This is a genomic window from Streptomyces sp. NBC_01016 (assembly GCF_026341035.1).
In the GTDB taxonomy this organism is placed as follows: Bacteria; Actinomycetota; Actinomycetes; order Streptomycetales; family Streptomycetaceae; genus Streptomyces.
On sequence record NZ_JAPEOQ010000001.1, the window covers coordinates 1,885,595 to 1,908,048 of the forward strand.

20 protein-coding genes and 1 riboswitch are annotated in these 22,454 nt (G+C 71.3%); of the genes, 10 read left to right on the forward strand and 10 right to left on the reverse strand.

Annotation, left to right across the window (positions count from 1 at the left end; translation table 11 throughout):
- Nucleotides 1-55: 55 nt before the first annotated feature.
- Nucleotides 56-544, reverse strand: a complete 489-nt coding sequence (locus OG746_RS08960) for a pyridoxamine 5'-phosphate oxidase family protein (RefSeq protein ID WP_266713202.1) — start codon at nt 542-544, stop codon at nt 56-58.
- A gap of 118 nt (nt 545-662) precedes the next feature.
- Between OG746_RS08960 and OG746_RS08965 the strand changes: the two genes are divergently transcribed.
- On the forward strand, nt 663-1,454 hold the full coding sequence (locus tag OG746_RS08965) for a class II aldolase/adducin family protein (protein WP_266713204.1): 792 nt from the start codon (nt 663-665) through the stop codon (nt 1,452-1,454).
- Nucleotides 1,455-1,501: 47 nt separating this feature from the next.
- Here the strand turns inward: OG746_RS08965 and OG746_RS08970 are convergent, their stop codons facing one another.
- Nucleotides 1,502-2,362: a DUF4429 domain-containing protein gene (locus OG746_RS08970; protein WP_266713206.1), complete on the reverse strand. Its 861-nt coding sequence runs from the start codon at nt 2,360-2,362 to the stop codon at nt 1,502-1,504.
- A gap of 148 nt (nt 2,363-2,510) precedes the next feature.
- Between OG746_RS08970 and OG746_RS08975 the strand changes: the two genes are divergently transcribed.
- Together OG746_RS08975 and OG746_RS08980 are read left to right on the forward strand one after the other, a co-directional pair.
- The gene (locus OG746_RS08975) at nt 2,511-3,782 is read left to right on the forward strand and encodes a hypothetical protein (protein WP_266713208.1); all 1,272 of its coding nucleotides are present in this window, start codon (nt 2,511-2,513) and stop codon (nt 3,780-3,782) included.
- Nucleotides 3,783-3,873: 91 nt separating this feature from the next.
- A complete protein-coding gene (locus OG746_RS08980; protein ID WP_266713210.1) occupies nt 3,874-4,398 on the forward strand; it encodes a DoxX family protein in 525 nt (174 codons plus the stop codon).
- A gap of 27 nt (nt 4,399-4,425) precedes the next feature.
- On the opposite strand, the gene OG746_RS08985 is transcribed toward OG746_RS08980, so the two are convergent.
- Nucleotides 4,426-4,671: a hypothetical protein gene (locus tag OG746_RS08985; RefSeq protein WP_371591001.1), complete on the reverse strand. Its 246-nt coding sequence runs from the start codon at nt 4,669-4,671 to the stop codon at nt 4,426-4,428.
- Nucleotides 4,661-5,965, reverse strand: a complete 1,305-nt coding sequence (locus OG746_RS08990) for a PspC domain-containing protein (protein ID WP_266713212.1) — start codon at nt 5,963-5,965, stop codon at nt 4,661-4,663. Before OG746_RS08990 ends, OG746_RS08985 begins: the two co-directional genes overlap by 11 nt.
- Before the next feature lie 179 nt (nt 5,966-6,144).
- Between OG746_RS08990 and OG746_RS08995 the strand changes: the two genes are divergently transcribed.
- From OG746_RS08995 to OG746_RS09010, 4 genes are read left to right on the forward strand one after another with little or no spacing between them, the layout of a single operon-like run.
- Nucleotides 6,145-7,449, forward strand: coding sequence for an ATP-binding protein (locus tag OG746_RS08995; RefSeq protein ID WP_266713214.1), 1,305 nt, complete (start codon nt 6,145-6,147; stop codon nt 7,447-7,449).
- Nucleotides 7,446-8,129, forward strand: coding sequence for a LuxR C-terminal-related transcriptional regulator (locus OG746_RS09000; protein ID WP_266713216.1), 684 nt, complete (start codon nt 7,446-7,448; stop codon nt 8,127-8,129). The genes OG746_RS08995 and OG746_RS09000 overlap by 4 nt, the downstream gene beginning before the upstream one ends.
- 58 nt (nt 8,130-8,187) lie before the next feature.
- The gene (locus tag OG746_RS09005; protein WP_266718797.1) at nt 8,188-8,835 is read left to right on the forward strand and encodes a LysE family translocator; all 648 of its coding nucleotides are present in this window, start codon (nt 8,188-8,190) and stop codon (nt 8,833-8,835) included.
- Nucleotides 8,835-9,584, forward strand: a complete 750-nt coding sequence (locus OG746_RS09010) for a class I SAM-dependent DNA methyltransferase (protein WP_266713218.1) — start codon at nt 8,835-8,837, stop codon at nt 9,582-9,584. The genes OG746_RS09005 and OG746_RS09010 overlap by 1 nt, the downstream gene beginning before the upstream one ends.
- An 11-nt stretch (nt 9,585-9,595) precedes the next feature.
- Here OG746_RS09010 and OG746_RS09015 read toward each other — a convergent pair whose 3' ends face one another.
- The gene (locus tag OG746_RS09015) at nt 9,596-10,639 is read right to left on the reverse strand and encodes a C40 family peptidase (RefSeq protein WP_266713220.1); all 1,044 of its coding nucleotides are present in this window, start codon (nt 10,637-10,639) and stop codon (nt 9,596-9,598) included.
- Between the two features lie 300 nt (nt 10,640-10,939).
- On the opposite strand from OG746_RS09015, the gene OG746_RS09020 reads away from it, so the two are divergent.
- The gene (locus OG746_RS09020; protein ID WP_266713222.1) at nt 10,940-11,293 is read left to right on the forward strand and encodes a hypothetical protein; all 354 of its coding nucleotides are present in this window, start codon (nt 10,940-10,942) and stop codon (nt 11,291-11,293) included.
- Nucleotides 11,294-11,380: 87 nt separating this feature from the next.
- Here OG746_RS09020 and OG746_RS09025 read toward each other — a convergent pair whose 3' ends face one another.
- Nucleotides 11,381-12,580 carry a C40 family peptidase gene (locus OG746_RS09025; RefSeq protein ID WP_266713224.1) on the reverse strand — a complete coding sequence of 400 codons (1,200 nt, stop codon included), beginning with the start codon at nt 12,578-12,580 and terminating at the stop codon, nt 11,381-11,383.
- 8 nt (nt 12,581-12,588) lie between these two features.
- Nucleotides 12,589-12,740: riboswitch (cyclic di-AMP (ydaO/yuaA leader) on the reverse strand.
- A 250-nt stretch (nt 12,741-12,990) separates the two neighbouring features.
- Here OG746_RS09025 and pcrA point away from each other — a divergent pair.
- On the forward strand, nt 12,991-15,486 hold the full coding sequence (gene pcrA, locus OG746_RS09030) for a DNA helicase PcrA (protein ID WP_266713226.1): 2,496 nt from the start codon (nt 12,991-12,993) through the stop codon (nt 15,484-15,486).
- A gap of 32 nt (nt 15,487-15,518) precedes the next feature.
- Here pcrA and OG746_RS09035 read toward each other — a convergent pair whose 3' ends face one another.
- Both OG746_RS09035 and OG746_RS09040 read right to left on the reverse strand, forming a co-directional pair.
- Nucleotides 15,519-17,174 carry a M23 family metallopeptidase gene (locus OG746_RS09035; RefSeq protein ID WP_266713228.1) on the reverse strand — a complete coding sequence of 552 codons (1,656 nt, stop codon included), beginning with the start codon at nt 17,172-17,174 and terminating at the stop codon, nt 15,519-15,521.
- A 275-nt stretch (nt 17,175-17,449) separates the two neighbouring features.
- Complete coding sequence (locus tag OG746_RS09040) at nt 17,450-18,406, reverse strand: lipase family alpha/beta hydrolase (RefSeq protein WP_266713230.1); 957 nt, start codon at nt 18,404-18,406, stop codon at nt 17,450-17,452.
- Nucleotides 18,407-18,807: 401 nt separating this feature from the next.
- On the opposite strand from OG746_RS09040, the gene icmB reads away from it, so the two are divergent.
- Nucleotides 18,808-19,230: a coenzyme B12-dependent isobutyryl CoA mutase small subunit gene (gene icmB / locus OG746_RS09045; RefSeq protein ID WP_266713232.1), complete on the forward strand. Its 423-nt coding sequence runs from the start codon at nt 18,808-18,810 to the stop codon at nt 19,228-19,230.
- Nucleotides 19,231-19,337: 107 nt separating this feature from the next.
- Here icmB and OG746_RS09050 read toward each other — a convergent pair whose 3' ends face one another.
- A complete protein-coding gene (locus OG746_RS09050) occupies nt 19,338-20,903 on the reverse strand; it encodes a DUF5691 domain-containing protein (RefSeq protein ID WP_266713234.1) in 1,566 nt (521 codons plus the stop codon).
- Between the two features lie 73 nt (nt 20,904-20,976).
- The gene (locus OG746_RS09055) at nt 20,977-22,371 is read right to left on the reverse strand and encodes an SWIM zinc finger family protein (protein WP_266713236.1); all 1,395 of its coding nucleotides are present in this window, start codon (nt 22,369-22,371) and stop codon (nt 20,977-20,979) included.
- Nucleotides 22,372-22,454: the final 83 nt, after the last annotated feature.

Sequence of the window (22,454 nt, forward strand, 5' to 3'; positions counted from 1 at the left end):
GCAGCACCCTGAAGGGCGCCGCGCACCGAGAGGTGGGCGGCGCCCTTCACGTGTGTCACGAGCGCTTCATGACCCGGACCGCCTCACCCGGCGTCCAGACCTGCACCACCAGGTACTTGTCGTCCTCGACGTACGTCCTGGTGACCTCGGTCAGTTCGGTGCGGAACAGGTGGAAGTCGTTCGGGTCAGGGACGGTGACCTGGTCGGTGTAGCGGGAGACGGTCGCGGCGTCCTCGACCAGATGCGCCCGGCCGCTGATCCGGGCGTCGCCGCCGCCCATGGTCATGCCCTCGCCCGGATTGGCCTGCACCGCGAACCGCGGGTCGCGCAGCAGATCGCGGGCCTTGAGCGAGCCGGGCATCATGCCGAGCCAGAACTCCCCGTTCAGGAAACGGACTTCGAGGCCGCTGGTGCGCGGCGAGCCGTCCTTGCGGAGCGTGGCCAGTACGTGGTGGATGTGCTGCCCGAAGCGGTCCTCGACGGTCTTGGCGAGGTCCGGTTCGGCTTCGGTGAAGGTGGCCCAGGTGGCCGCATTCGACGTCATGGAGCGAGTCTCGCGCGTAATGCCGACATCCCCTGTCCGGTATCCCTGCGCGTTTCGCCGCATTCTTTTCACACATCGGCCCTGTCACCTTGCGGGTCGCGGAGGTACCTTCCGCACCATGTCGACGCAGAACCTCGCCCCGATACCCCACGACCAGCTCAAGTTCGCGATGCCGCCCGTGCACGAGAGTTACGCCGACGAGCGCAGGTACCGCAAGGAGCGGCTGGCCGGCGCCCTGCGCATCTTCGGGCGGCTGGGGTACGAGGAGGGGGTCTCCGGGCACATCACCGCCCGCGACCCGGAGTACGACGACTGCTACTGGGTCAATCCGTTCGGCGTGCCCTTCAAGCACGTCACGGTCGGCGACCTCGTCCTCGCCAATGGGGACGGGCAGGTCGTGGACGGCCGCTTCCACGTCAACCAGGCCGCCTTCACCACGCACGTCGCGGTGCACCGGGCCCGCCCCGAGGTGGTCGCGGTCGCGCACTGCCACTCCACGTACGGCCGCGCCGTGGCCGCGCTCGGCGAGCTGGTCGAGCCGATCACGCAGGAGGCCTGCGCGTTCTACGAGGACCACGCGCTGCTCGACGAGTACACGGGCGTCGGCGTGGACCCGGAGGAGAGCAAGCGGATCGCCGTCGCGCTCAGCTCGAACAAGGCGCTCGTGCTGCGCAACCACGGGCTGCTCACGGTGGGCGACTCGGTGGACGCGGCGGCCTGGTGGTTCATCGCTCTGGAGCGGGCCTGCCAGGTGCAGTTGGCGGCGCGCTCGGCGGGGCGACCGGTGCTGATCGACCGGCGGCAGGCGGTGGCGACCCGCGAGCAGACGGGCAGCGACCTGGTGGGCTGGATCAACTACCAGAGCCTGTGGCAGGACATCTCGCGCAGCGAGCCGGATCTGCTGTCGTAGCCCTGCTGCCGTAACTCTGCTGTCGTCGCCCCTTGAGTAGCTGCTGATCACCGGAAGTCGCGCAGCACCGCCCGTTTCGTCGTCGCGAACTCCTCGTCCGTGAGCACGTTCTGGCGGTGCAGCTCGCCCAACTCCCGCAGCCGCCGCAGCAGTACGTCGTGGTCGGTCCTGTGCGGCAGCAGCGGGGGAGTGCCGCGGGGCGCCGAGGGGTGCGGGAGCCGGGCGGTGACCGCCGCGGCGACGAGGGCGGTCAGCAGGTCCTTGCGGGCGTTGCCCCACAGGTCGAGGGCGTACGAGTCCTTCTCCGGCGGCAGCTTGGTGTACGGCGAGCCCTTGGGGACGAAGCGCAGCACCCCGTCCTCGTAGCCGGAGTTGGGGACCCACTCCACCTCGTCGAGGTCGTCGAGCGCGATGACGCGCGGGCCCGTGGAGCGCTTCACCCGGTCCGAGGTCTCGCTCCAGTCGATGCGGACCCGGCTGCCGTCGAAGGAGACGAGGCCGTCGCTGGAGCGCACCGAGACCGGCACGGCGGGGCCCGGGACGAGGTACGACTCGGCGGGGCCCGGTGGGAGTTGTTCGAGCAACAGGGCTTGGCGGATCTCCTCGGCGACGTATTCGGCGACCCCGGAGCGGTCCGCGTCGACCGTGAGCCGGTACGGGTCGGCGGTCTCCGGGAGGCGGCCGCCGGTGGCCTGGAGGAGCGGGTCGGCGGCCTCGCGCAGGGTGAGGCGCAGCCGGCCACGCTTGCGCTCGGGTTCGTAGGCGACACCGGCCACGGCGGTGAGCGGCACGTCGATCTCGCCGTAGGTCTGCCGCAGCAGGGCGACCGACCGGTGCAGACCCGGGGTGATGCGGACCCTGGTTCCGTCGAAGGCCCAGGTTCCGTCCCGCTGGATGATCTCGGCCATACGGAAATTCTCGCAGCGACGTCAACACTCCGGTCAATGCAGGTCAAAGCCATTCACTCCTGAGGGGTGAGCCCGTGCGTCCTCACGCCCCCGGCGTGCGGCACAATTCCCCTTCAGGGTGCGGAAGTTGACGAGGGTGGGGGCGGCAGTGGCGGTGCAGGAAGCGCGGAACGACCGGACGGCGCACGAGGGCGGGTGCACCTGTGGCGACTGTCCGCGCGGGGCGCGCGAGGGGCACCGCAGGGCAGTCGCCCGATTCGCCGCGAAGCGGGACGAGTTGGCGGCGGGCCAGGGCCTGCCCGCGGCCGTCGCGCACTCGGCAGGGGCGTCCCGGCAGTGGATCTCCGACGAACTCACCCAGTCCGCACGGGCGATGGCCGACCGCGGCCGCGAGGAGGGCGTGGCCTGGTTCACCCAACTGTGGCCGCGCACGCTGTGCGTGGTGTGGGGCGGCGTGGTCGCGCTGCTGATCACCCAGTCGCTCACCGCGATCGGCGCCGGCTGGACCGCAGCCCGCACGGCGGGGCTCGTGGCCGCGCTGGTGGTGGGCGGGCTGCTCACCGCGGCCGGGTATCTGCACCGGGCGCGCGGCGGCATGCTCGCGCCGCTGATCGGCGAGGACAACCGCCTGTCGACCTCGCGCGCGGTGGCGTGCGGAGTGCTCCTGCCGACCTTGTACGCGGTCCTCGTCCTCGCCGGTGAACTGGCGCTCGCCTCGGGGCCCGCGCGGCGTGACGCGCTCATCGACGGCCTCGAACTCGTGCGTGGAGCAGGCCTGTTGACGGTACTCGCGGTGGTGTGCGCGGTGGCCGTGCTGGTACGGCGGGTGGTGGGGGTCCGCGTCGGCGGGCAGCGGCTGCAGAAGCTCCGGGCGCCGCGGCCGCGCGTCGCCGACCTGCTCACCGACGACTCCGGACGCGGCAGCTTCACGGACATCCAGTACGCCGCCGTGGGCGCGGCCGTCGTCGTCTGGGCGGTCGTCCGCCTCGCCCGCCGGCCCGACCAGCTGCCGGACCTGCCGTGGTCCCTCGCGGTCCTGGTGGCCGTGTCCGCGGCGACGTATCTCACCGGCAAGTACGCGGAGGGCGGCCGGCCGGCGATCCTCTCCGTGGTGCGGGCGCGGGAGGCCGGTGACCTGGACGCGCCGATCCGCACCGGCGACGACATCGAGATCCGCGGCGCCGGATTCGTGCCGGCAGGGGCGGGCACCGTGGACCAGCTCGCGCGGGTCGCCGTGCGGATCGGCCCGGTCCACGTCCATGTGCCGCTCGTCCCGGTCGCCGGCGGCTTCACCAACCCGACCGACGCGCTGCTCACGGTGCCCGTGCCGGTGGATGTGGAGCCGGGGCGGGTCGAGGTGCAGGTGATCACGGCGGCGGGCGTCGAGACGAACCGGTGCGGCATCGACGTCGTCGACTGAAGGGGCCGATCGGCTTCCGTAGTGAGCCCGGGCGTGCTCTCGTACGTATGGTCAGGTAAAGACACCAGGCCCGAGAGGCGGCGGAGCGGCTATGGCGCACGGCATGCGATCCGACCTGACCACGAACTACGGCCCACCGTCCGGAGGACGGCGCGACGCGGCGCAGAGGTACGCGCTCGTGCCGTTGCGGATCTTCCTCGGCGTCACGTTCATCTACGCCGCCTTCGACAAGCTCACCGACAGCGCGTTCTTCAAGGCCAGCGGGGGCGGCTCGATCGGTGACCAGATGCGGGGCGTGCGGGACACGTCCGCGATCCCGGCGCTGGTCGACCTCGCGCTGAAGTCGCCGTCGGGGTTCGGCTACGCGATTGCCTTCGGCGAATTGGCGGTCGGGGTCGGGGCGCTGCTCGGTATTCTTACGCGGCTCGCGGCGGTCGGTGGGGCGTTGATCTCGCTGAGCCTGTGGTTGACGGTGAGTTGGGCGACGGAGCCGTATTACCTCGGGAACGACTTGGCGTATCTGATGGCGTGGCTGCCTTTGGTTTTGGCGGGGGCGGCGGTGTGGTCGGTGGATTCCTGGTGGCGGGGGCGCAGGCTCAGGTCGTCCGGGTATTGAGGCGGATGGCGGCGCGGCCGCGGGGCGCTACTTATTGAGCCCCGTTGTCGAACGAGAGCCCGCGGGGTCCGGGGCGGAGCCCCGGGAGCGCAACCCCGTCATCCGCCGAACCATTCCGACGACCGCCGCCAGGCAAAGGCCCCCGCACACCAGCGGGATCCCGGCGAACCACGGCGTGTCCCACGCGCCCCCCGCGTCGCCGAAGTAGACGACGGCCGTCGTCATCAGGACCAGGCCCGCGACCAGCCGGCCCGGATGGAATTCACTTCGCACGGTCCACCTCCACCTGTCCGAGCCCGACCTCGACGTGCACCTTGAGGGTGCCGGCGTCCTTCGCTCCGTCGCCCCGCGCCGGAATCGTGATGTTCCGGTCGAGGCCCGGCCGGATGTCCACGTCGCGCGACACGTCCTCGGGGAGCCGGATGGCCCCGACCCCGACCTCGAGGTGCAGTTCCGCGTCCGCGTCCGGCGGCAGCACGATCGTCGCCCGACCCGCGCCGACCTCGACGTGGGTGGTCGCGGTCGCGTGCTCGGCGAGGTCCACACCGGACAGGTCGAGCGTGCCGTCGCCCGAGCCCAGTTCGTAGCTCTGGCGCAGGTCCGTGGCGCTCGCCGGGTTCCAGTTCCGCTCCGCCCACTCCGTGCTGATGTTCGCGGGCAGCGCGGCGGATGCCGTGAGCAGGCCCGCCGTGATCAGCGCGAGGAGGATCGAGCCGACCCCGGTGCGGCCGCGGAAGGCGCTCACCGCGATGCCCAGGCCGAACACGGCGAGCGCGCAGGCGAGGCCGGTCTGCAGGCTGGCGCTGAACGTGCGCTCGTCCCACGTGACGCCCGTGCCGACGGCGCCGGCGATCAGCGCCCCGAGGAACGTGAGCGCGCCGATGCCGCGCGGTCCGGAGGGCTGCGGTGGCGCGGCCGGCCCTGCGGCGACGGGCCCGCGCCAGGAGCCGAACCGGGCCGCCGGGCGTTCATCGGCGCCGGGCGGCCCCCACAGGTAGCCGGTGGCGCCGTCGTGCGTACCGTCCTTCACGATCGGGTCGCGCCACCACGAAGGCCCGCGCGCGACCGGCGGGGCCTGCGCCTCCGGCGGCGCGTCCGCGACGGCCTGGGCCGCCACCGGGTCCGGGTCGGCGCCGCGCCGCGCCTGCGACCAGTAGCCGGCGCCGGCCAGCAACAGGGCGAGTACGACGGCAAAGGTCAGCGCGCCTCCGTTGTTGAGCATGGAGAGGAAGACCCCACAGCCGACGAGCGCGGTGACGATCGCGGCGAGCCCAGGGCCGTCCACCCGCCCCGTGAGGAGCTTGCGGAACTCGTTCTCGTCCTCGTCGTCGTACGGCGCGAACAGCCACGCGAAGCCGTAGAAGATCAGCCCGACGCCGCCGGTCACCGAGAGCACCGACAGGCCGATGCGGAAGATCACCGGGTCCATGTCGCACTGCCGGCCGAGCCCCGCGCACACCCCGCCCAGCGTCTTGTACCGCCGGTCCCTGCGGAATCCGCGCAGTGACCTGGCCGGGGGCGGTTCGGGGGCCACGGTGTCCGTGTCCTGAGGAGGCTGCTCCGTCATACGTACATCGTGACGGCCGAGGCCCGTCCGCGGCAGTCGGGACAACCCTGGCCGAACCCTGAGATCGTCCCTGAGTCCTCGGCGTCACCCGCGGCCACGACCCCGGGCCCGAAGATCAGGGAAGTATCCGGGGCCGACCCTGATGCCCGGCCCCTCTCCCGCGTGTGACGATCGGTGGCATGCCGGAAGCAGCGACCGCCCCCCTCGCCGAGGACCGAGACCCGCGGCCGCCGCGCAAGCTCTACCGCAGCAGCGACGGACGCTGGCTGGGCGGAGTCGCGCGGGGCCTCGCGGGGCATCTCGGGCTGCCGGTGATCTGGGTGCGCCTGGTCTTCGTCGGCCTGTTCATGGCGGACGGGCTCGGGGCGCTGCTGTACGCGGCGTTCTGGTTCTTCGTGCCGCTCGGCGTGGGCGGCGTCGGCGCGGACCGCCCGCCCGTCCTCAGTACGGAGACGTCCCCCGACGGCCGCCGCCGGCTGGTGACGCGCAAGCCGGACAAGGGCCAGATCCTCGCCCTGCTCCTGATGGTCGTCGTAGCGATGATCTTCGTGGAGAACGTGAACCTGACCGGCAACACCAAGGCGTATCTGATCCCCACCGTGCTCGTCGCCGCGGGCGTCGCCCTCGTCTGGCGGCAGGCCGACAATGCGCGCAGGGCCCGCTGGATGGAGGTCGGCCGCCGCAAGCGCACGCTGAGCCTGGCCCGCGCGGCCTCCGGCGTGCTGCTCGTCGGCGTGGGCGTCACCGGCGTCTTCGTCACGCAGGGCGCCACCGAGCACATCGGCCCGATCCTCCAGGCGGCGCTCGCCGTCATCGTGGGCATCGCGCTTCTTGCCGGCCCCTACCTGATCCGGATGACGCAGGACCTCTCCGAGGAACGCCTGATGCGCATCCGCGCGCAGGAGCGGGCGGAGGTCGCGGCCCATGTGCACGACTCGGTCCTGCACACGCTCACCCTGATCCAGCGCAACGCGGACAGCCCGGCCGAGGTGCGCCGCCTCGCCCGCGCCCAGGAACGCGACCTGCGGGCGTGGCTCTACAAACCGGCCGCCGCGGAGAACCCGCAGGAGCCGGAGACCGTGGCGGAGGCGGTGAAGCGCAACGCGGCCGAGGTCGAGGACAAGCACGGGGTCCCGCTGGAGGTCGTGGTGGTGGGCGACACCCTGCTCGACGAGCAGTTGTCGGCACAGATGCAGGCCGCGAGGGAAGCGATGGTGAACGCCGCCAAGTACGGTGGCGTGGGCGGCGCGGTCCAGGTGTACGCGGAGGTCGAGGGCGACGTCGACGGGGAAGAGGTCTTCGTCTCCGTACGTGACCGGGGACCCGGCTTCGACCTCGACTCCATCCCGCCCGACCGCATGGGCGTAAGAGAATCCATCATCGGCCGGATGGAACGCAACGGCGGGACGGCCCGGCTGCGGGCGGTACCGGACGGCGGCACCGAGGTCGAACTGACCATGAAGAGGGCGGAAGGGACGTCATGACCGACGAGGCAGCTCAGACGCGACGAGTACGAGTGGTCCTGGTCGACGACCACCGGATGTTCCGCACCGGCGTCCAGGCGGAGATCGGCCGCACCGAGGAGACGGGCGTCGAGGTGGTCGGCGAGGCCGCCGACGTCGACCAGGCGATCACGGTGATCACGGCGACAAGGCCCGAGGTGGTGCTCCTCGACGTGCACCTCCCGGGCGGCGGAGGCGTCGAAGTGCTGCGCCGCAGCGCCCAGATGATGGGGGACGCGGAGAACCCGGTGCGCTTCCTGGCGCTGTCGGTCTCGGACGCGGCGGAGGACGTGATCGGCGTGATCCGGGGCGGCGCCCGCGGCTACGTCACGAAGACGATCACCGGCACGGACCTCGTGAACTCCATCTTCCGCGTCCAGGAGGGCGACGCGGTGTTCTCGCCACGCCTCGCCGGTTTCGTCCTCGACGCCTTCGCTTCGACGGACGCGCCGCCGGTGGACGAGGACCTCGACCGCCTCACCCAGCGCGAGCGCGAGGTCCTGCGCCTCATCGCGCGCGGCTACGCGTACAAGGAGATCGCCAAGCAGCTCTTCATCTCCGTCAAGACGGTCGAGTCGCACGTCTCTGCGGTGCTGCGCAAGCTCCAGCTCTCGAACCGGCACGAGCTGACGCGGTGGGCGACGGCGCGACGGCTGGTCTGACGTCCTGGCGTGAATTAACGGGTGGAGCCCGCGCGGGGTTTGTGGCTCCATGGACCCCATGATGTCCGCCGACCGCCTCCTCGCCTTCGCGGCGATGTCCCTGCTGCTGATCGTCGTCCCGGGCCCGAGCGTGATCTTCGTCGTCGGCCGCGCCCTCGCCCAGGGCCGCCGCGCCGCGCTGACGACGGTCGCGGGCAACACCCTTGGGGCGTACGTCCTCGTGATCGCCGTCGCCCTCGGTATCGGCTCGCTCGTCGAGCGCTCGGTGGCGATCTTCATGACGCTGAAGCTGGTGGGCGCTGCGTATCTGATCTACCTGGGCATCAAGGCGATACGTCAACGGCGTTCGCTGCGTGCGGTGTTCGAGGAGGAGCGGGGCGAGGCGGGCCGCGGCAGTACCCTGCGCACCCTCTGGGAGGGCTTCGCGGTGGGCGTCGCCAACCCCAAGACGATCGTCTTCTTCGCGGCGGTGCTGCCCCAGTTCGTCGACCGGGAGGCGGGGCACACGGTGCTCCAAATGCTGCTTCTGGGCCTGGTGTTCAACGTGATCGCGATCGCCTCCGACAGCCTCTGGGGCCTCGCCGCGTCCACGGCCCGCACCTGGTTCGCCCGCTCCCCACGCCGTCTCGCGGCGGTCGGCGGCACGGGCGGCCTCGCGATGGTGGGCCTTGGCGTGACGGTTGCGGTCACGGGGAGGGCGGAGTGATGACGGACGACCCCGACGGCTACTTCGACGAACACATCGCGGCGGACTACGACCGGTCCTCCGCCCGGATGTTCACCCCTGAAGCCCTCGACCCGACCGTCGACTTCCTCGCCGAACTCGCTGGTGCAGGGCCCGCGTTGGAGTTCGCCGTCGGTACGGGGCGCGTGGCCCTTCCGCTCGCCGCGCGCGGCGTCGACGTGCACGGGATCGACCTGTCGAAGGCGATGGTCGAGCGGCTGCGGGCCAAGCCCGGTGGGGAGGGCGTCCCGGTCACGATCGGGGACTTCGCCACCGCCCGCGCGGGGCGCCCGGACTTCACCCTCGCGTACCTCGTCTTCAACACCGTCATGAATCTGACCTCGCAGGACGCGCAGGTCGACTGCTTCCGCAACGCCGCCGCGCACCTCGCGCCCGGCGGCTGCTTCGTCATCGAGACCAGCGTGCCGGACCTGCGGCTGCTGCCGTACGGGCAGGAGGCCGTGCCGTTCGAGGTGAGCGAGAACCGGTGGGCCTTCGACCGCTACGACGTCGCCACGCAAGCCATGAGCTCGAACTATGTGGAGGTGGATCCCGGGACCGGGAAGGGGTCCTACTGGACCATCCCCTTCCGCTACGTCTGGCCCGCCGAGCTCGACCTCATGGCGCGGATCGCCGGGCTGCGGCTGCGCGAGCGGTGGGACGGGTGGACCCGGGAGCCCTTCACGGGCGAGAGCCGGCAGCACGTGTCGGTGTGGGAGAAGCCCGTGTGACCGGTGCGGCGTCACGCCACCCGCGTCGCCCCCGCGAACGGCATCTCGTCGATCGGGGCCACCCGTACCGGTGCGCTCGGGTTCGGGGCGTGGATCATCTTGCCGCCTCCGATGTAGAGGCCCACGTGGCTGATCGAGGAGTAGAAGAAGACCAGGTCGCCCGGCTGGAGTTGGGACTTCGGTACGCGCGGGCCCGCGTCGATCTGGGAGTACGTCGTGCGGGGGAGTGAGACCCCGGCCGCCTTGTACGCGGCCATCGTCAGGCCCGAGCAGTCGAAGGAGGAGGGCCCTGTGGCGCCCCATACGTAGGGGCTGCCCAGCGCGCCGTACGCGAAGGAGATCGCCTCCTTGGCGCGGGAGTTGGGCGCCTGGGAGAGGTCGGCGCGTTCCGCCGAGCGGGAGGAGCGCTCGCTCGTCGCGGGGGTGGCGGTGCGCTCCTCAGGGGTGAGGCGGTCGAGGAGGCGCCGGGCCTCCGCGAGTTTTCGCTTCACCTTCTTCTTGTTGTCCTCCAACTCGGCCTTCTTGGCACGGAGTTCGGAGAGCGTGCCGTCGGCGTCGCCGCGCAGCTGGTCGATCTCGCGGAGTTCGCCCTGTACGCGGGTGACCGCGGCGGCCTGCCGCGCGCCGACGCGCTCCGTGAGGGACGCCTTGTCGAGGTAGGCGTCGGGGGAGGAGGAGAGGAGCAGCTGGACCGACGGGTCCACGCCTCCCGTGCGGTACTGGGAGGCCGCGACCGAACCCAGCTTCTCCCGCTGGGAGTTGAGCGATTCGGTGCGCCGGGACGCCTCGTCCTGGAGGGCGTCCACCTTCTTCCGCGCCCCGTCCGCCTTCTCCTTCGCCCCGTTGTACTTCTGGGTGGCGACCTCCGCCTCCTGGTACAGCTTGTCGACCTTGGCCCGCACCTGTGCGGGGCCGAGCTCGGGTTCCGCGTGCGCCGCCCCGCCGTCGAGGGCGGTGACGGTGGCCGCGGAAGCGAGGGCGAGCGTGGCCGCGGTGCGGGCCGTGCCCCCACCGCGGAGCGAACGCGGTCGGGGCTTTCGATGAGCTGCCGGCACAAGGTCCTCCTCTGGGCGCCGTACGCATCGCACGGCCCCCGGTCGCGCGTCCGGCGGCGGCCCGCACAGGGGAGCGGGCCGCCGCCGGACCTTTCTCGGCGGGGTGTCCGACTGCCGCCCCTGGCCCGGGCGGCGGTGGGGAGCCGGTCACCTGAGGAAGGACGCTAAACCTCTGCGTAACGGGTTGGTGTCGGATTGTTCGCAACTGGCCTGTTTGTTACGGATGGTGGCGGAGAGTGATAACAGAGTGGCAAAGGGGTGCCCGTAGTGGGCCATGGGCGTCCGGTTAGGCTCCGAGCCATGGACGTACTCATCCACCTCTTCGTCGGCCTGCACATCATCGGCATCGCCTCGCTGCTCGGCGGCTTCCTCACGCAGATGTCGGCGATGAAGGAGGGCGCGGCCCGCTTCAACAAGGCGATGCTGCACGGCGCCCTGACCATGCTGGTGACCGGCGTCGCCCTGGTCGGCCTCAACCAGGCCGACGGCAGCACCGTGAACAACATCAAGATCGGCGTGAAGCTCGCGCTCCTGATCGTGATCCTCGGCATCGTCTACGTGAAGCGGGACGAGGAGAAGGCGGAGAAGGGCCTCTTCATCACCGTCGGCGCGCTCACTGTCGTCAACATCTTCATCGCGGTGCTCTGGACCTGAGCGAGCGCGTACCAAGACGTACAAGCGCGTACCAAGACGTACAGAAGGGCCCGGCAGGTCGCACCTGCCGGGCCCTTCCGCGTGGGGTCAGGCCGGTCGCACCACGCTGTGGATCGACGACGTGCCGTCGTAGTAGATCGACTCCTCGCGCACGACCGCGCCCGGCTTCGGCGCGTGGACCATCATGCCGTCGCCCATGTAGAGGCCCACGTGGCTGATGTCGTCGTAGAAGAACACCAGGTCACCGGGTTGGATGTCGGAGAGCGGCACCGTCTTGCCGACCTCGACCTGGTCCCAGGTCGTCCGGGGCAGCGAGATCCCCGCGGACTTCCACGCCGCCTGCGTCAGGCCCGAGCAGTCGTACGAGTCCGGGCCCGTGGCGCCCCACACGTACGGCTTGCCCTCCTGCGACTTGGCGAACGCGAGCGCCTGCGCGGCCTTCGTGGCGTACGAGGCGTCCGAGGAAGAGGAACCGGAGCCGGAGGAGCCCGAGGAACCCGAGCCCGAGGAGCCGGACGACTCCTGCTCCTTCTGCGCGGCCTCCTCGGCCGCCTTCCGCTTCGCCTCCGCGGCCTTCTGCTTGGCGGCCAGCTCGGCCGCCTTCTTGCGGGCCGCTTCCTCCTTGGCCTTCTGGATCGCCGCGAGCCGCGCCTTCTCCTTGGCGGTCAGCTCGGCCAGCAGCCCCCGCGCGTCGGAGAGCTTCGTCTGGACGGTCTCCTTCGTCGACCTCAGCTCGGTCTGCGACTCGGTGAGGTCCTGGAGGCTCGACTGCGCCTCGGTGCGCTTCTTCGCGGTCTCGCGCGCCTGCGCCTGATAGTCGTCGACCGACTTCTTCTGCTCGTCGGTGAGCCGGCTCATCAGCTGGCGCTGCGAGAAGTAGTCCTCCGGGTCGTCCGCGAGGAACATGGTCGCGGTGTCGCTGACCGCGCCCGAGCGGTACTGCTCGGCGGCGTATCTGCCGAGCTTCTGGCGGGCCGTGTTCATGTCGTCGGTGCGCTGGGCGACATCGTCGAGGAGCTTGTCGACCTGCTGCTTCTTGGAGTCGGTCCGCTCCTTCACCCCGTTGTACTTCTGGGTGGCGACCTCGGCCTGCCGGTACAGGGTGTCGACCTTCTGCTGGACCTCTTCGAGGCGCGGCTTGGACGACGGCTGCGCGGGCGCGGCCTGTGCCGTCTGCGAGAGCAGTGCCACGGAGGTGAGGGCGGCGGTGGTGATGCCGACCGCGGGGGTCGTGCGAAGGCCGCCGGTGATCCGGGAACGGCTGCGGGGCTTGCGGTGCGACGCCAAGGCAGGCGACTCCTTCCGTCCTCCGCCTACCGGGTTAGCTGTCGGGTTCGGGCGTGGTACGCGGAAGGCTGCCCTACGGTCGGCTGACCGATTCACCCCAAGGTCGGTTGGGTCCCCGGTTCCCTGCCTTACGGCGTACGGAACTCAGCGGGGGCTGCCCGTTCGCCGCGACATCCGCGGGCGGGGGGACGGGCTGCCCGGCTGCACCGTAGCCAACTCGTGTGGCTGCTGTGAAGGTTGATGTTCGATATGCCCGATACATTTTCGTGATCTGCCCTCTGGAGGGCCCTTGGAGTTCCCAGGAGAGCCCTTGGAGTTTCGAGGAGGGCCCCGTGGATTTCCGAGGAGGGCCCTTGGAGTTCCGAAGGCAGCCACGGGTTGTCAGTGGGGCGGCCTAGACTCGGAGAGCGATGAGCAGCCTCTTTGACGACAGCTTCCTGACCGGCCTCCAGAAGAACGGTGCGGAGGAGCCCCCGCCGCCGCCTCCGGACCCCGAGTACGACGACGGGGCACCGGAGCCGATGCCGGACGACCTGTTCGGCGGGAGGCTCGGCGCGCCCGAAGACAGGGACACGCACTACCGGGACGGCGCCCCGCGCCCGGTCCTGAGCGCGGCCACCCTCCTGGAGGGGCTGAACGAGAACCAGCAGGCGGCCGTCACGCACGGCGGCACCCCGCTGCTCATCGTCGCGGGCGCCGGATCCGGCAAGACCCGCGTCCTCACGCACCGCATCGCGTACCTGCTCGCCGAGCGCGGAGTGCACCCCGGCCAGATCCTCGCGATCACGTTCACGAACAAGGCCGCGGGCGAGATGAAGGAGCGCGTCGAGGACCTGGTGGGCCCGCGCGCCAATGCCATGTGGGTCTCCACGTTCCACAGCGCCTGCGTCCGCATCCTGCGCCGGGAGAGCAAGAAGCTGGGCTTCACGTCCTCCTTCTCGATCTACGACGCCGCCGACAGCAAGCGGCTCATGGCGCTCGTCTGCCGCGACCTCGACCTGGACCCGAAGAAGTTCCCGCCGAAGTCCTTCAGCGCCAAGATCAGCAATCTCAAGAACGAGCTGATCGACGAGGAGGACTTCGCGGCGACCGCGGCCGACGGCTTCGAGAAGACCCTCGCCCAGGCCTACGCGATGTACCAGGCGCGCCTGCGCGAGGCGAACGCGCTGGACTTCGACGACCTGATCATGACGACGGTGAACATGCTGCGCGCGTTCCCGGACGTCGCCGAGCACTACCGCCGCCGTTTCCGCCACGTCATGGTCGACGAGTACCAGGACACGAACCACGCGCAGTACGCGCTGGTCCGCGAGCTGGTCGGCCCCACCGAGGGCGAGGACGCGGACCCGGCCGAGCTGTGCGTCGTGGGTGACGCGGACCAGTCGATCTACGCGTTCCGCGGCGCCACGATCCGTAACATCCTCGACTTCGAGGACGACTACCCCAACGCGAAGACGATCCTCCTGGAGCAGAACTACCGCTCCACGCAGACGATCCTCAGCGCGGCGAACGCGGTCATCGAGCGCAACGAGTCGCGCCGCCCCAAGAACCTGTGGACCAACGAGGGGCCCGGCGCCCAGATCACCGGCTACGTCGCGGACACCGAGCACGACGAGGCCCAGTTCATCGCCGACGAGATCGACCGGCTCACCGACGCGGGCGACGCGCTGGCGGGCGACGTGGCGATCTTCTACCGGACGAACGCGCAGTCCCGTGTCTTCGAAGAGATCTTCATCCGCACCGGCCTGCCCTACAAGGTCGTCGGCGGCGTCCGCTTCTACGAGCGCAAGGAGGTCAGGGACGTCCTGGCCTATCTGCGCGTCCTGTCCAACCCCGAGGACTCGGTGCCGCTGCGCCGCATCCTCAACGTGCCCAAGCGCGGCATCGGCGACCGCGCCGAAGCGATGATCGACGCGCTCTCCCAGCGCGAGAAGATCTCCTTCCCGCAGGCGCTGCGCCGCGTCGACGAGGCGTACGGGATGGCGGCCCGCTCGACGAACGCCGTGAAGCGGTTCAACACGCTGATGGAGGACCTCCGCACGATCGTGGAGTCGGGCGCGGGCCCGGCGACGGTCCTGGAGGCGATCCTCGAACGCACCGGGTATCTCGCCGAGTTGCAGGCCTCCACCGACCCGCAGGACGAGACCCGCATCGAGAACCTCCAGGAACTCGCCGCCGTGGCCCTGGAGTTCGAGCAGGAGTCCGCCGCGGGCGAGGACACGGCGGAGGGCGAGTCCGAGACGGGCGGCGGGGGACTCTCCGACTTCCTGGAGCGCGTCGCGCTCGTCGCCGACTCCGACCAGATCCCCGACGAGGACGACGACGGCAGCGGCGTCATCACGCTGATGACCCTGCACACCGCCAAGGGCCTGGAGTTCCCGGTCGTCTTCCTCACCGGCCTGGAGGACGGCGTCTTCCCGCACATGCGCTCCCTCGGCCAGGCCAAGGAGCTGGAGGAGGAGCGGCGGCTCGCGTACGTGGGCATCACGCGCGCGCGACAGCGCCTCTATCTGACGCGCTCCTCCATGCGCAGCGCCTGGGGCCAGCCCTCGTACAACCCACCCTCCCGGTTCCTGGAGGAGATCCCGGCCGCGCACCTGGACTGGAAGCGCACAGGACCGTCCACGCCTGCGGCCTCGACCAAGAGCATCGGTGGCGGCATCGCGGCGTCCCTGTCGTCCTCGCGCTCCCGCACGGGTTCGACGCCGGCCTTCGCCACGCGCCGCGCGGGCGACAAGCCGGTGGTGGCCCTCTCCGTCGGCGACCGCGTCACGCACGACCAGTTCGGGCTCGGCACGGTGGTGGGCGTGTCGGGCACGGGCGACAAGTCGGAGGCGTCGATCGACTTCGGCGACCCGAAGCCGAAGCGTCTGCTGCTGCGGTACGCGCCGGTCGAGAAGCTGTAGTCGCGCTGCGGCCGCTCTCTACGGGGGGCGGCTCAGTTCGGGTTGAGGCCGTGGCTGCGCAGCCACGGCAGCGGGTCGATCGCCGCGCTGCCGCCGGGCCGCACCTCGAAGTGCAGGTGCGGGCCGGTCGAGTTGCCCGAGTTCCCGGACCGCGCGATCACGTCACCGGCCTTCACCGGACCGTTCATCACGGTGTGCGAGGACAGGTGGCAGTACCAGGTCTCCGTGCCGTCCTTGGCGGTGACTATGGCCATGTTCCCGTACGCGCTGTTCCACTGCGTCTTCACGGTGCCGTCCGTCGCGGCCATCACCGGAGTCCCGTACGAGACGGGGAAGTCGATGCCGGAGTGCTGGGACATCCAGTTGACGCCGGCCTGCCCGAAGAAGGCGCTCAGCCCGTGCTGCTTCACCGGCAGCACGAACTTGGGCCGCGCCGCCTCCTTGCGCGCGGCCTCCTCGGCGGCCTCCTTGCGCGCCGCCTCCTGCTTCGCCTTGAGGTCGATCCGCTCCTGCGTGCGGCTCGCCCGGTCGGCGAAGTCGCCCGCGTCGGCGGAGAGATCCTTCAGCTGCGAGTCCAGCTTGTTGTTGGCGACGGCCGGCTTCACGGCCTGCGCGTCCGTAGCGGCCGCGGCCTGCGTCTCCTTGCCGTCGTCCCCGCTGCCGCCGACACTCGCCGCGGCGATCCCGGCGACGCCGACCACACAGACCGACGGCACGACGACGGTGACGAGCGCGGACCGCTTGACCGGACGACGGCGGCCGGCGCGGCCACGGGAGACGTTCTTCCCGGCCCTGCGTGTCGTAGGCTTCGGGGTCGCGGGGGCGGGCTCGGGAGCGGAGTCGAGGTCGAGGGCGGGCCCGTGCGCATGGTCCGCTTCGGGGGCCGACTCCGCGATCGCTTCGGGCTCGGGCTCGGGCTGGGGCTGGGGCTCTGCGGTGCCGGTGGCGTCCGAGGCGTTCCACTGCGTGGCGTCGTACGCGCCCGTGTCATAAGCGGTCGTACCGAAGACCGGGGCTTCGAAGGTGTGGGTGAAGCCCTGCGTGTCGTGCGGGTCGGGCGCGCCGAGCATGTCGTGCGTGCTGAAGCTCTGCGTCTCGAAGCCCTGGGCCTCGAAGTGCTGGGCCTCGTACCCCTGGAACTCGAAACTCTGGGTCTCGAAGCTCTGGGCCTCAAAGGACTGCGTCTCAAAGGACTGGGTCTCAAAGGACTGGGTCTCGAAGGACTGCGTGTCGAACGACTGCGTGTGCGTCTGTCCGTCGAAGGTCTGCGTCCCGAAGGACGGGGCCTCGAAGCTCTGCGTGTCGGGGTGTTGAGCCGCGTACATCTGCGCCTCGTACGCCGAGGTGTCCCACTGACCCGTGGTGTGCTGCTCGGCCATCGACCGGGGCTGCTGCGCCGGGATGTCGGCGACCTGCTCGTACCCGCCGGTCGCCCAGGCGCCGGTCGTGTCGTAGGAACCGGTACCGAAGGAACCGGCGTCGTACGTGCCGGTGTCGTAGTACGCGGAGGCGTAGGGGTCGGCGTACTGCTGCTGGGGGGCCGTGTTCCACTGGCCGGTCGCGTGGGAACCGGGTTCGTAGGGGTCCTCTGCCATGTCGCCGAAGAGCGGATCGCTTGCGAAGCTGGTCGCGGAGTGACCGTCGTACGCCGCATAAGGCGCGGTCCCCGACGGATTGCGGTCGTTCACCAACTTCTCTTTCGCCTCGACAACAGGGGCTGCCAGAGCAGTGCGGTGACTGTACCCGTCGGTATGAGGGCACGACAATCTTCGTCGGGTTTCCGGGCCAGGGGAAACGGGCAATCAGCCGCCTTTGGGTGGACTGTGGACAGTTCCTTGGCCCTGAGTTCGAGACCCGTTCGACGAAACCCGCGACATGTCGCGGGTTTTACGTGCGTCCGGTGCGGGTCGGGGTGCGGATCGCGCTCGGGTTCTACGGGTGCCGGTGAGCGCGGAGCGGGCGGTCAGGCGACCGTCAGACCACCGCCGGCCTTGTCCGCGGCGCGCGCTCCTTCCGCGTGCTCCGCGTCGAGGGCCTGACGGATGCCGATCGCGACGGCCGGGTGCACCGGCAGCGCGAGATGGCCGATGCCCGTGACCCGCACGTTCTGCGCGAGCAGGTCCACGTGGTCCACGCACGCGGTCTCCAGGGGCAGCATCAACTGGTCGAGGTCGCTCCAGAAGCTCACGAAGCGCGTACGACAGCCGGGCGCGGGCCGCTTCAACTCCTCGACGACGGACGAGCCGGGCCGCATCTGACGGACGATCGGGTGCGCGTCCGCGAGCGGCGCCACCCGCGTGCCGCCGTGCGGGGTTCCGAGGGTGACGAGCGTGCGCACGCGCGTGTCGCCGCCGAGGCACTGCACGTAGTAACGGGCTATCAGACCGCCCAGGCTGTGCCCCACGATGTCGACCCTGTCCTGGCCCGAGCGCTCGCACACCTCCTCCACGTGCCGGGCGAGCAGCGCGGCCGCGGCCCGGATGTCGCAGGTGAGCGGGGAGTAGTTGAGCGATTCGACGTGCTGCCTGCCGTGCTGCGCGAGGGAACGGCGCAGCAGAACGAAGACGGAGCGGTTGTCGATGAATCCGTGCAGGAGGAGGACCGGGGGCTTGGCGCGGGAGGGCAGGCGCGGCGCGTCCGCTGCTGTCGGGGCGCTCGCCTCTGCCGGTTCTATAGGAGGGCTCTCCTCCACCGTGACGGTTTCCATGTCCATCGGGACGTAGGCCGAGGGCTGGCGGGGCAGCGCCAGGGGCTGCTGCCTTCGTTCCGGGAGGATGCCCGAGGGATAGAGGAGCAGATGGCCCGCGAGGATCGCCAGCTCCAGGGCGGTCGCCTTCAGGAGCGCGATCGAGAGACCGGCCAGTCTCGTGGGCAGCAAGTGGCAGAGGGGGCGAAAGGGCAAAGTCCTCGTGACCTTCATCGGTCAACCTCCCGTCGGCACACGGGAGGACTCCTCTGTCCCCCGTGTGCGCTCATGAGAGCCGGCCGAAGCGGTCCCGCGGCGCCGGCCGTGCCCGATGCGCCGACTCATCGGTCCGAACGGCAGCCGGAAGCACCGTGCCACCGTGCCGTGCGGCTGTCGGCGCGGTGGCGCGGCGACCTCGAAGCGGCTCCCTCGCGCCTGTCCCGGATCTGGCGGTGAAGTCCCGCCTGGCAGTCGCGGCGCGCAGCGAATGTGTCCCACGTGTGATTTCCCCCTCGGTCCGCACCGCGAAACGGCGGCTTGCGGGATGCTGTCGATAACGTTCGTTCACTTCGGGCATCAGTCTTTTGAACAATCGCTTCAACTTTTGCTTGAGCAGTCGTTTCAGGGAGGCAGTGATGGGTGTGGCAGCCGGTCCGATCCGCGTGGTCGTCGCGAAGCCGGGACTCGACGGCCACGATCGCGGGGCCAAAGTGATCGCGCGGGCGCTGCGCGACGCCGGTATGGAGGTCATTTACACGGGCCTGCACCAGACGCCCGAGCAGGTCGTGGACACCGCCATCCAGGAGGACGCCGACGCGATCGGTCTCTCCATCCTGTCCGGCGCGCACAACACGCTCTTCGCCCGCGTCATCGAGCTCCTCGCCGAGCGCGACGCCGCGGACATCAAGGTCTTCGGCGGCGGCATCATCCCTGAGGGGGACATCGCGCCCCTGAAGGAGAAGGGCGTTGCCGAGATCTTCACCCCGGGCGCCACGACCGCCTCCATCGTCGACTGGGTCCGGTCCAACGTCCGCCAACCGGAACCGTCCGGCGGCTGACCAATTAAGCCCCTGCGGCGATTGAGCAGCGGGGCCCGGGGCGGAGCCCCGTGGCCTCGCTCCCGGTGCCGCGCACCAGGGACGCGGGGCCGGGCCCCGGGGCCGGATCACGGCGGAGCCAGTTCGTCCCGCATCGCCCGGCGCAGCCGCAACGTGCCGGCGAGGCGTTGGAACGCCTCCGTCCAGTACCCCCCGGCTCCGGGCGCCGACCCCTCCGGTTCCTCCACCGCCGCCGTGAGCCCGTCGAGCCGCACCACTTCCTCGGGGTCCAGGCAGCGCTCCGCGAGCCCCATCACCCCGCTGAAGCTCCACGGGTAACTCCCCGCGTCCCGCGCGATGTTCAACGCATCGACCACGGACCGCCCGAGCGGCCGCGCCCACGGCGTGCCGCACACCCCCAGCAACTGGAACGCCTCGGACAGCCCGTGCGCCGCGATGAACTCCGCGACCCAGTCCGCCCGTTCCGCCCCCGGCAGCGCCGCGAGCAGCTTCGCCCGCTCGGCGAGCGACACCGCCCCGGGCCCGGCCGCATCCGACGCGGTCGGCGCCCCGAGCAGCGCCCGCGACCAGCCGATGTCCCGCTGCCGGACCGCCGCCCTGCACCACGCGGCGTGCAGCTCCCCGCGCCAGTCGTCGGCGACCGGCAGCGCCACGATCTCCTCCGGGCCCCGGCCGCCGAACCTGTCCGGCCACCGGCCGAGCGGCGCCGCCTCCACCAACTGCCCGAGCCACCACGCCCGTTCACCCCGCCCCGCCGGCGGCTTCGCCACGACGCCGTCCCGCTCCATCCCCGCGTCGCACTCGTGCGGCGCCTCCACGACGATCGCCCCCTCCGCACGGTCGAGTGCCACGCAGGTCAGCGCCCGGTCCGCCATCCGCGCGGCGAGCGCCGAGCGGGGGAGCGCGGAGAGCAGCTCGGCCGCCGTCGCCCGCACGTTCTTGCTGCGGTCGGTCAGCGCCTGCTCGAGGAACGGCTCGTCCGCGTCGCCCAGCCCCGTACGCAGCGAGTCGAGGAACATCAGGCGGTCCTCGGCGCGCTCCGTGCCCCATGTCCCGGCCAGGAGCGCCCGGGCCGCAGCCGGGTCGTGCGCCCGAACAGAGGCGAGGAGTGCCACCCGCTCCGCGAACAGGCCCTCCTCCCACCGCAGATGAACCTGCTCGCTCTCCTCCGGTGCAGGCAGCACGGCTCCGATGCCCGGCGTGGCGCGCAGCGCGAACTTCCAGTCCGGGTTGAGCCGGGCCAGCCACCGGGCGCGCGGCCCCGCGAACGTGAGGGCCGGTGGGCGCAGGTCGGTGCGGCCACGCGCCGCGTCGAGCAGTGCGGGCAGCAGCTCGTGCGGGGGCGCGTACCCGTGCGCGTTGGCCGTGGCCAGCCACTGCGGGAGCAGTTCGAGGAGGTCGGGGGCGGTGCCGCGGCGCGACCCCGTGCCACTGGAGCGGTCGGTGAGCAGGAGCGCGAGCCGCTGCCGCGCTGCGGTCGGCAGCGGGGGACGCGGGTCGTCCTCGGCGCGGTCCGGCGGCGCGGTCGCCGCGGCGGGACGCAGACCGGCCCGGCGGCGCACGGTGTGCATGGCGGCCTCGTCGAGGAGGGCGAGCGGCGGGCGGTCCGAGCGCCGTTCGGTTCCGAGCAGGGCGGCGCTGACGAGGTCGTCCCAGGTGGCGGTGGTGGTCATCGTGGGTCCTCTCCGTGGTGCGGTCCTCTTCACCGACAACGGTGTTTCGGCGTGGTGGTGGTCCTTGGATTGGTCAGCACAGCGATATGACCTCCCCGGCTTCCTCCGCCCATGTGGCCAGCGGGCGGAAACCGGCCGGTCCGCATTCGCCGAACACCGTCACCGGAGCGCCTCCCGAGACGGCGACCAGGCGCCACAGGCCGGGGGACGCCGCCGCGTGCGCGGTGAGGGGGAGCCCCGACTTGCCTTCGCTGTCCGCCAGTTGCCAGTGCCCGGCCGGGTCCCGCGTCGGTATCACCTCCGCGAGCGTCACCGGCCAGGACTCCAGCCAGGGGTCGGCCGCGAGCGCCGTTCCGTAGGCGGCGAGGCCGGTGGTGACGTCAACTCCCTTGGGACGTATGCCGTCCGACTCGGCCGGGGCGAACTGCTCGCCCAGCTCTGCCCGGAGGGCCCCTGCTCCCGGATACGCCGACACCGCGGCGTCGAGCGTGCGCCCGGTCGGCAGGGCGAGCGCCGGTGCGCGGCCGGCCGCCCCGTAGGAGAGGAGCAGTACGGTGCGCGCGCTCTGCGTGCCGTGCAGCCATGCCCGGCGCGTGGTGAGGTGGCCGTCCGCCGTGTCGTACTGGGCGAGGATGAGCCAGCGGTCGCGCACCGGTGGCTCTCTGTCCGAAGCCGGCAGGCCCACGCGCGATCGGACCGTCGCCGCCAGGTCGTCGGGCAGGGCGTCGCGGCGCAACCAGCCCTGGTCGAGGAGGTGGAGCAGCGCGCACGCCTCGAGCAGCCGCACCGGCCAACCGGGCCCGGACGCCGGGATCGCCCCCAACTCTCTTACGCGCGCGGCAAGTCCGGGCGCCTGCGCGTCGACCATGCGCGCGGCCGTCTCCTCCCACAGCCCGTAACCCGACTGCTCAGCCTGTGCGAGGCCGCCGCGCAGCAGGTCGGCGAGGCGCTGCTCCAGCTCTGTCGCGCCCGCCGTGATCCGCTGGGCGCGGCGCTCGGCTCTGCGCCGGGCCGCATCCGGATCCGCCGCGGCGCCGCCAGAGCCGGCCGCCGACGCATCGGTCTGCTGGGACTCGGCCCGCCTCTGCCGCCCCGCCAGCCATGGCTCGGCCCACTCCGGCGGCGACTGGTCGGCCGGCACCTGCGCATCGCCGCCCGCCCAGAGCAGCAAGAGCCCGAGCGCGTGCTTGCACGGGAACTTGCGGCTCGGGCAACTGCACTTGTACCCCGGCCCGTTCGACCCCGCGGTGCCACCGTCGATGTCCACGATCGTCTGGTACGGCTTGCTGCCGCTCCCCTTGCACAGTCCCCATACCGCCCCCTCGTCCGAATTCCCCACGCCCGCGGAACTCCCGGTCCCCGACCACGGGCCCGGCCCCCCGAGCTTGCTTCCCGCCTTGCGTGACGCGGCGTCAGGCGCCAGTGCGAGCACCTGATCCGTCGTCCAGCGCACCCCCAGCTGATTCATGTCCTCGACGTTAGATCCCGCCACTGACAATCCGTCCGCCAACGGCTCCGACCTGCGGTGATTGCGTGGCCGAGGTCGATTGT

Bases quoted from the DNA above. Each gene is read 5' to 3' on its own strand.
- OG746_RS08990 (WP_266713212.1), bottom strand. From the start codon at position 5,965: ATGACGGAGCAGCCTCCTCAGGACACGGACACCGTGGCCCCCGAACCG.
- icmB (WP_266713232.1), top strand. From the start codon at position 18,808: ATGGGTGTGGCAGCCGGTCCGATCCGCGTGGTCGTCGCGAAGCCGGGA.
- OG746_RS09040 (WP_266713230.1), bottom strand. From the start codon at position 18,406: ATGAAGGTCACGAGGACTTTGCCCTTTCGCCCCCTCTGCCACTTGCTG.
- pcrA (WP_266713226.1), top strand. From the start codon at position 12,991: ATGAGCAGCCTCTTTGACGACAGCTTCCTGACCGGCCTCCAGAAGAAC.
- OG746_RS08995 (WP_266713214.1), top strand. From the start codon at position 6,145: ATGCCGGAAGCAGCGACCGCCCCCCTCGCCGAGGACCGAGACCCGCGG.
- OG746_RS09005 (WP_266718797.1), top strand. From the start codon at position 8,188: ATGATGTCCGCCGACCGCCTCCTCGCCTTCGCGGCGATGTCCCTGCTG.
- OG746_RS08960 (WP_266713202.1), bottom strand. From the start codon at position 544: ATGACGTCGAATGCGGCCACCTGGGCCACCTTCACCGAAGCCGAACCG.
- OG746_RS09000 (WP_266713216.1), top strand. From the start codon at position 7,446: ATGACCGACGAGGCAGCTCAGACGCGACGAGTACGAGTGGTCCTGGTC.
- OG746_RS08980 (WP_266713210.1), top strand. From the start codon at position 3,874: ATGGCGCACGGCATGCGATCCGACCTGACCACGAACTACGGCCCACCG.
- OG746_RS09055 (WP_266713236.1), bottom strand. From the start codon at position 22,371: ATGAATCAGCTGGGGGTGCGCTGGACGACGGATCAGGTGCTCGCACTG.
- OG746_RS08970 (WP_266713206.1), bottom strand. From the start codon at position 2,362: ATGGCCGAGATCATCCAGCGGGACGGAACCTGGGCCTTCGACGGAACC.
- OG746_RS09050 (WP_266713234.1), bottom strand. From the start codon at position 20,903: ATGACCACCACCGCCACCTGGGACGACCTCGTCAGCGCCGCCCTGCTC.
- OG746_RS09010 (WP_266713218.1), top strand. From the start codon at position 8,835: ATGACGGACGACCCCGACGGCTACTTCGACGAACACATCGCGGCGGAC.
- OG746_RS08965 (WP_266713204.1), top strand. From the start codon at position 663: ATGTCGACGCAGAACCTCGCCCCGATACCCCACGACCAGCTCAAGTTC.
- OG746_RS09020 (WP_266713222.1), top strand. From the start codon at position 10,940: ATGGACGTACTCATCCACCTCTTCGTCGGCCTGCACATCATCGGCATC.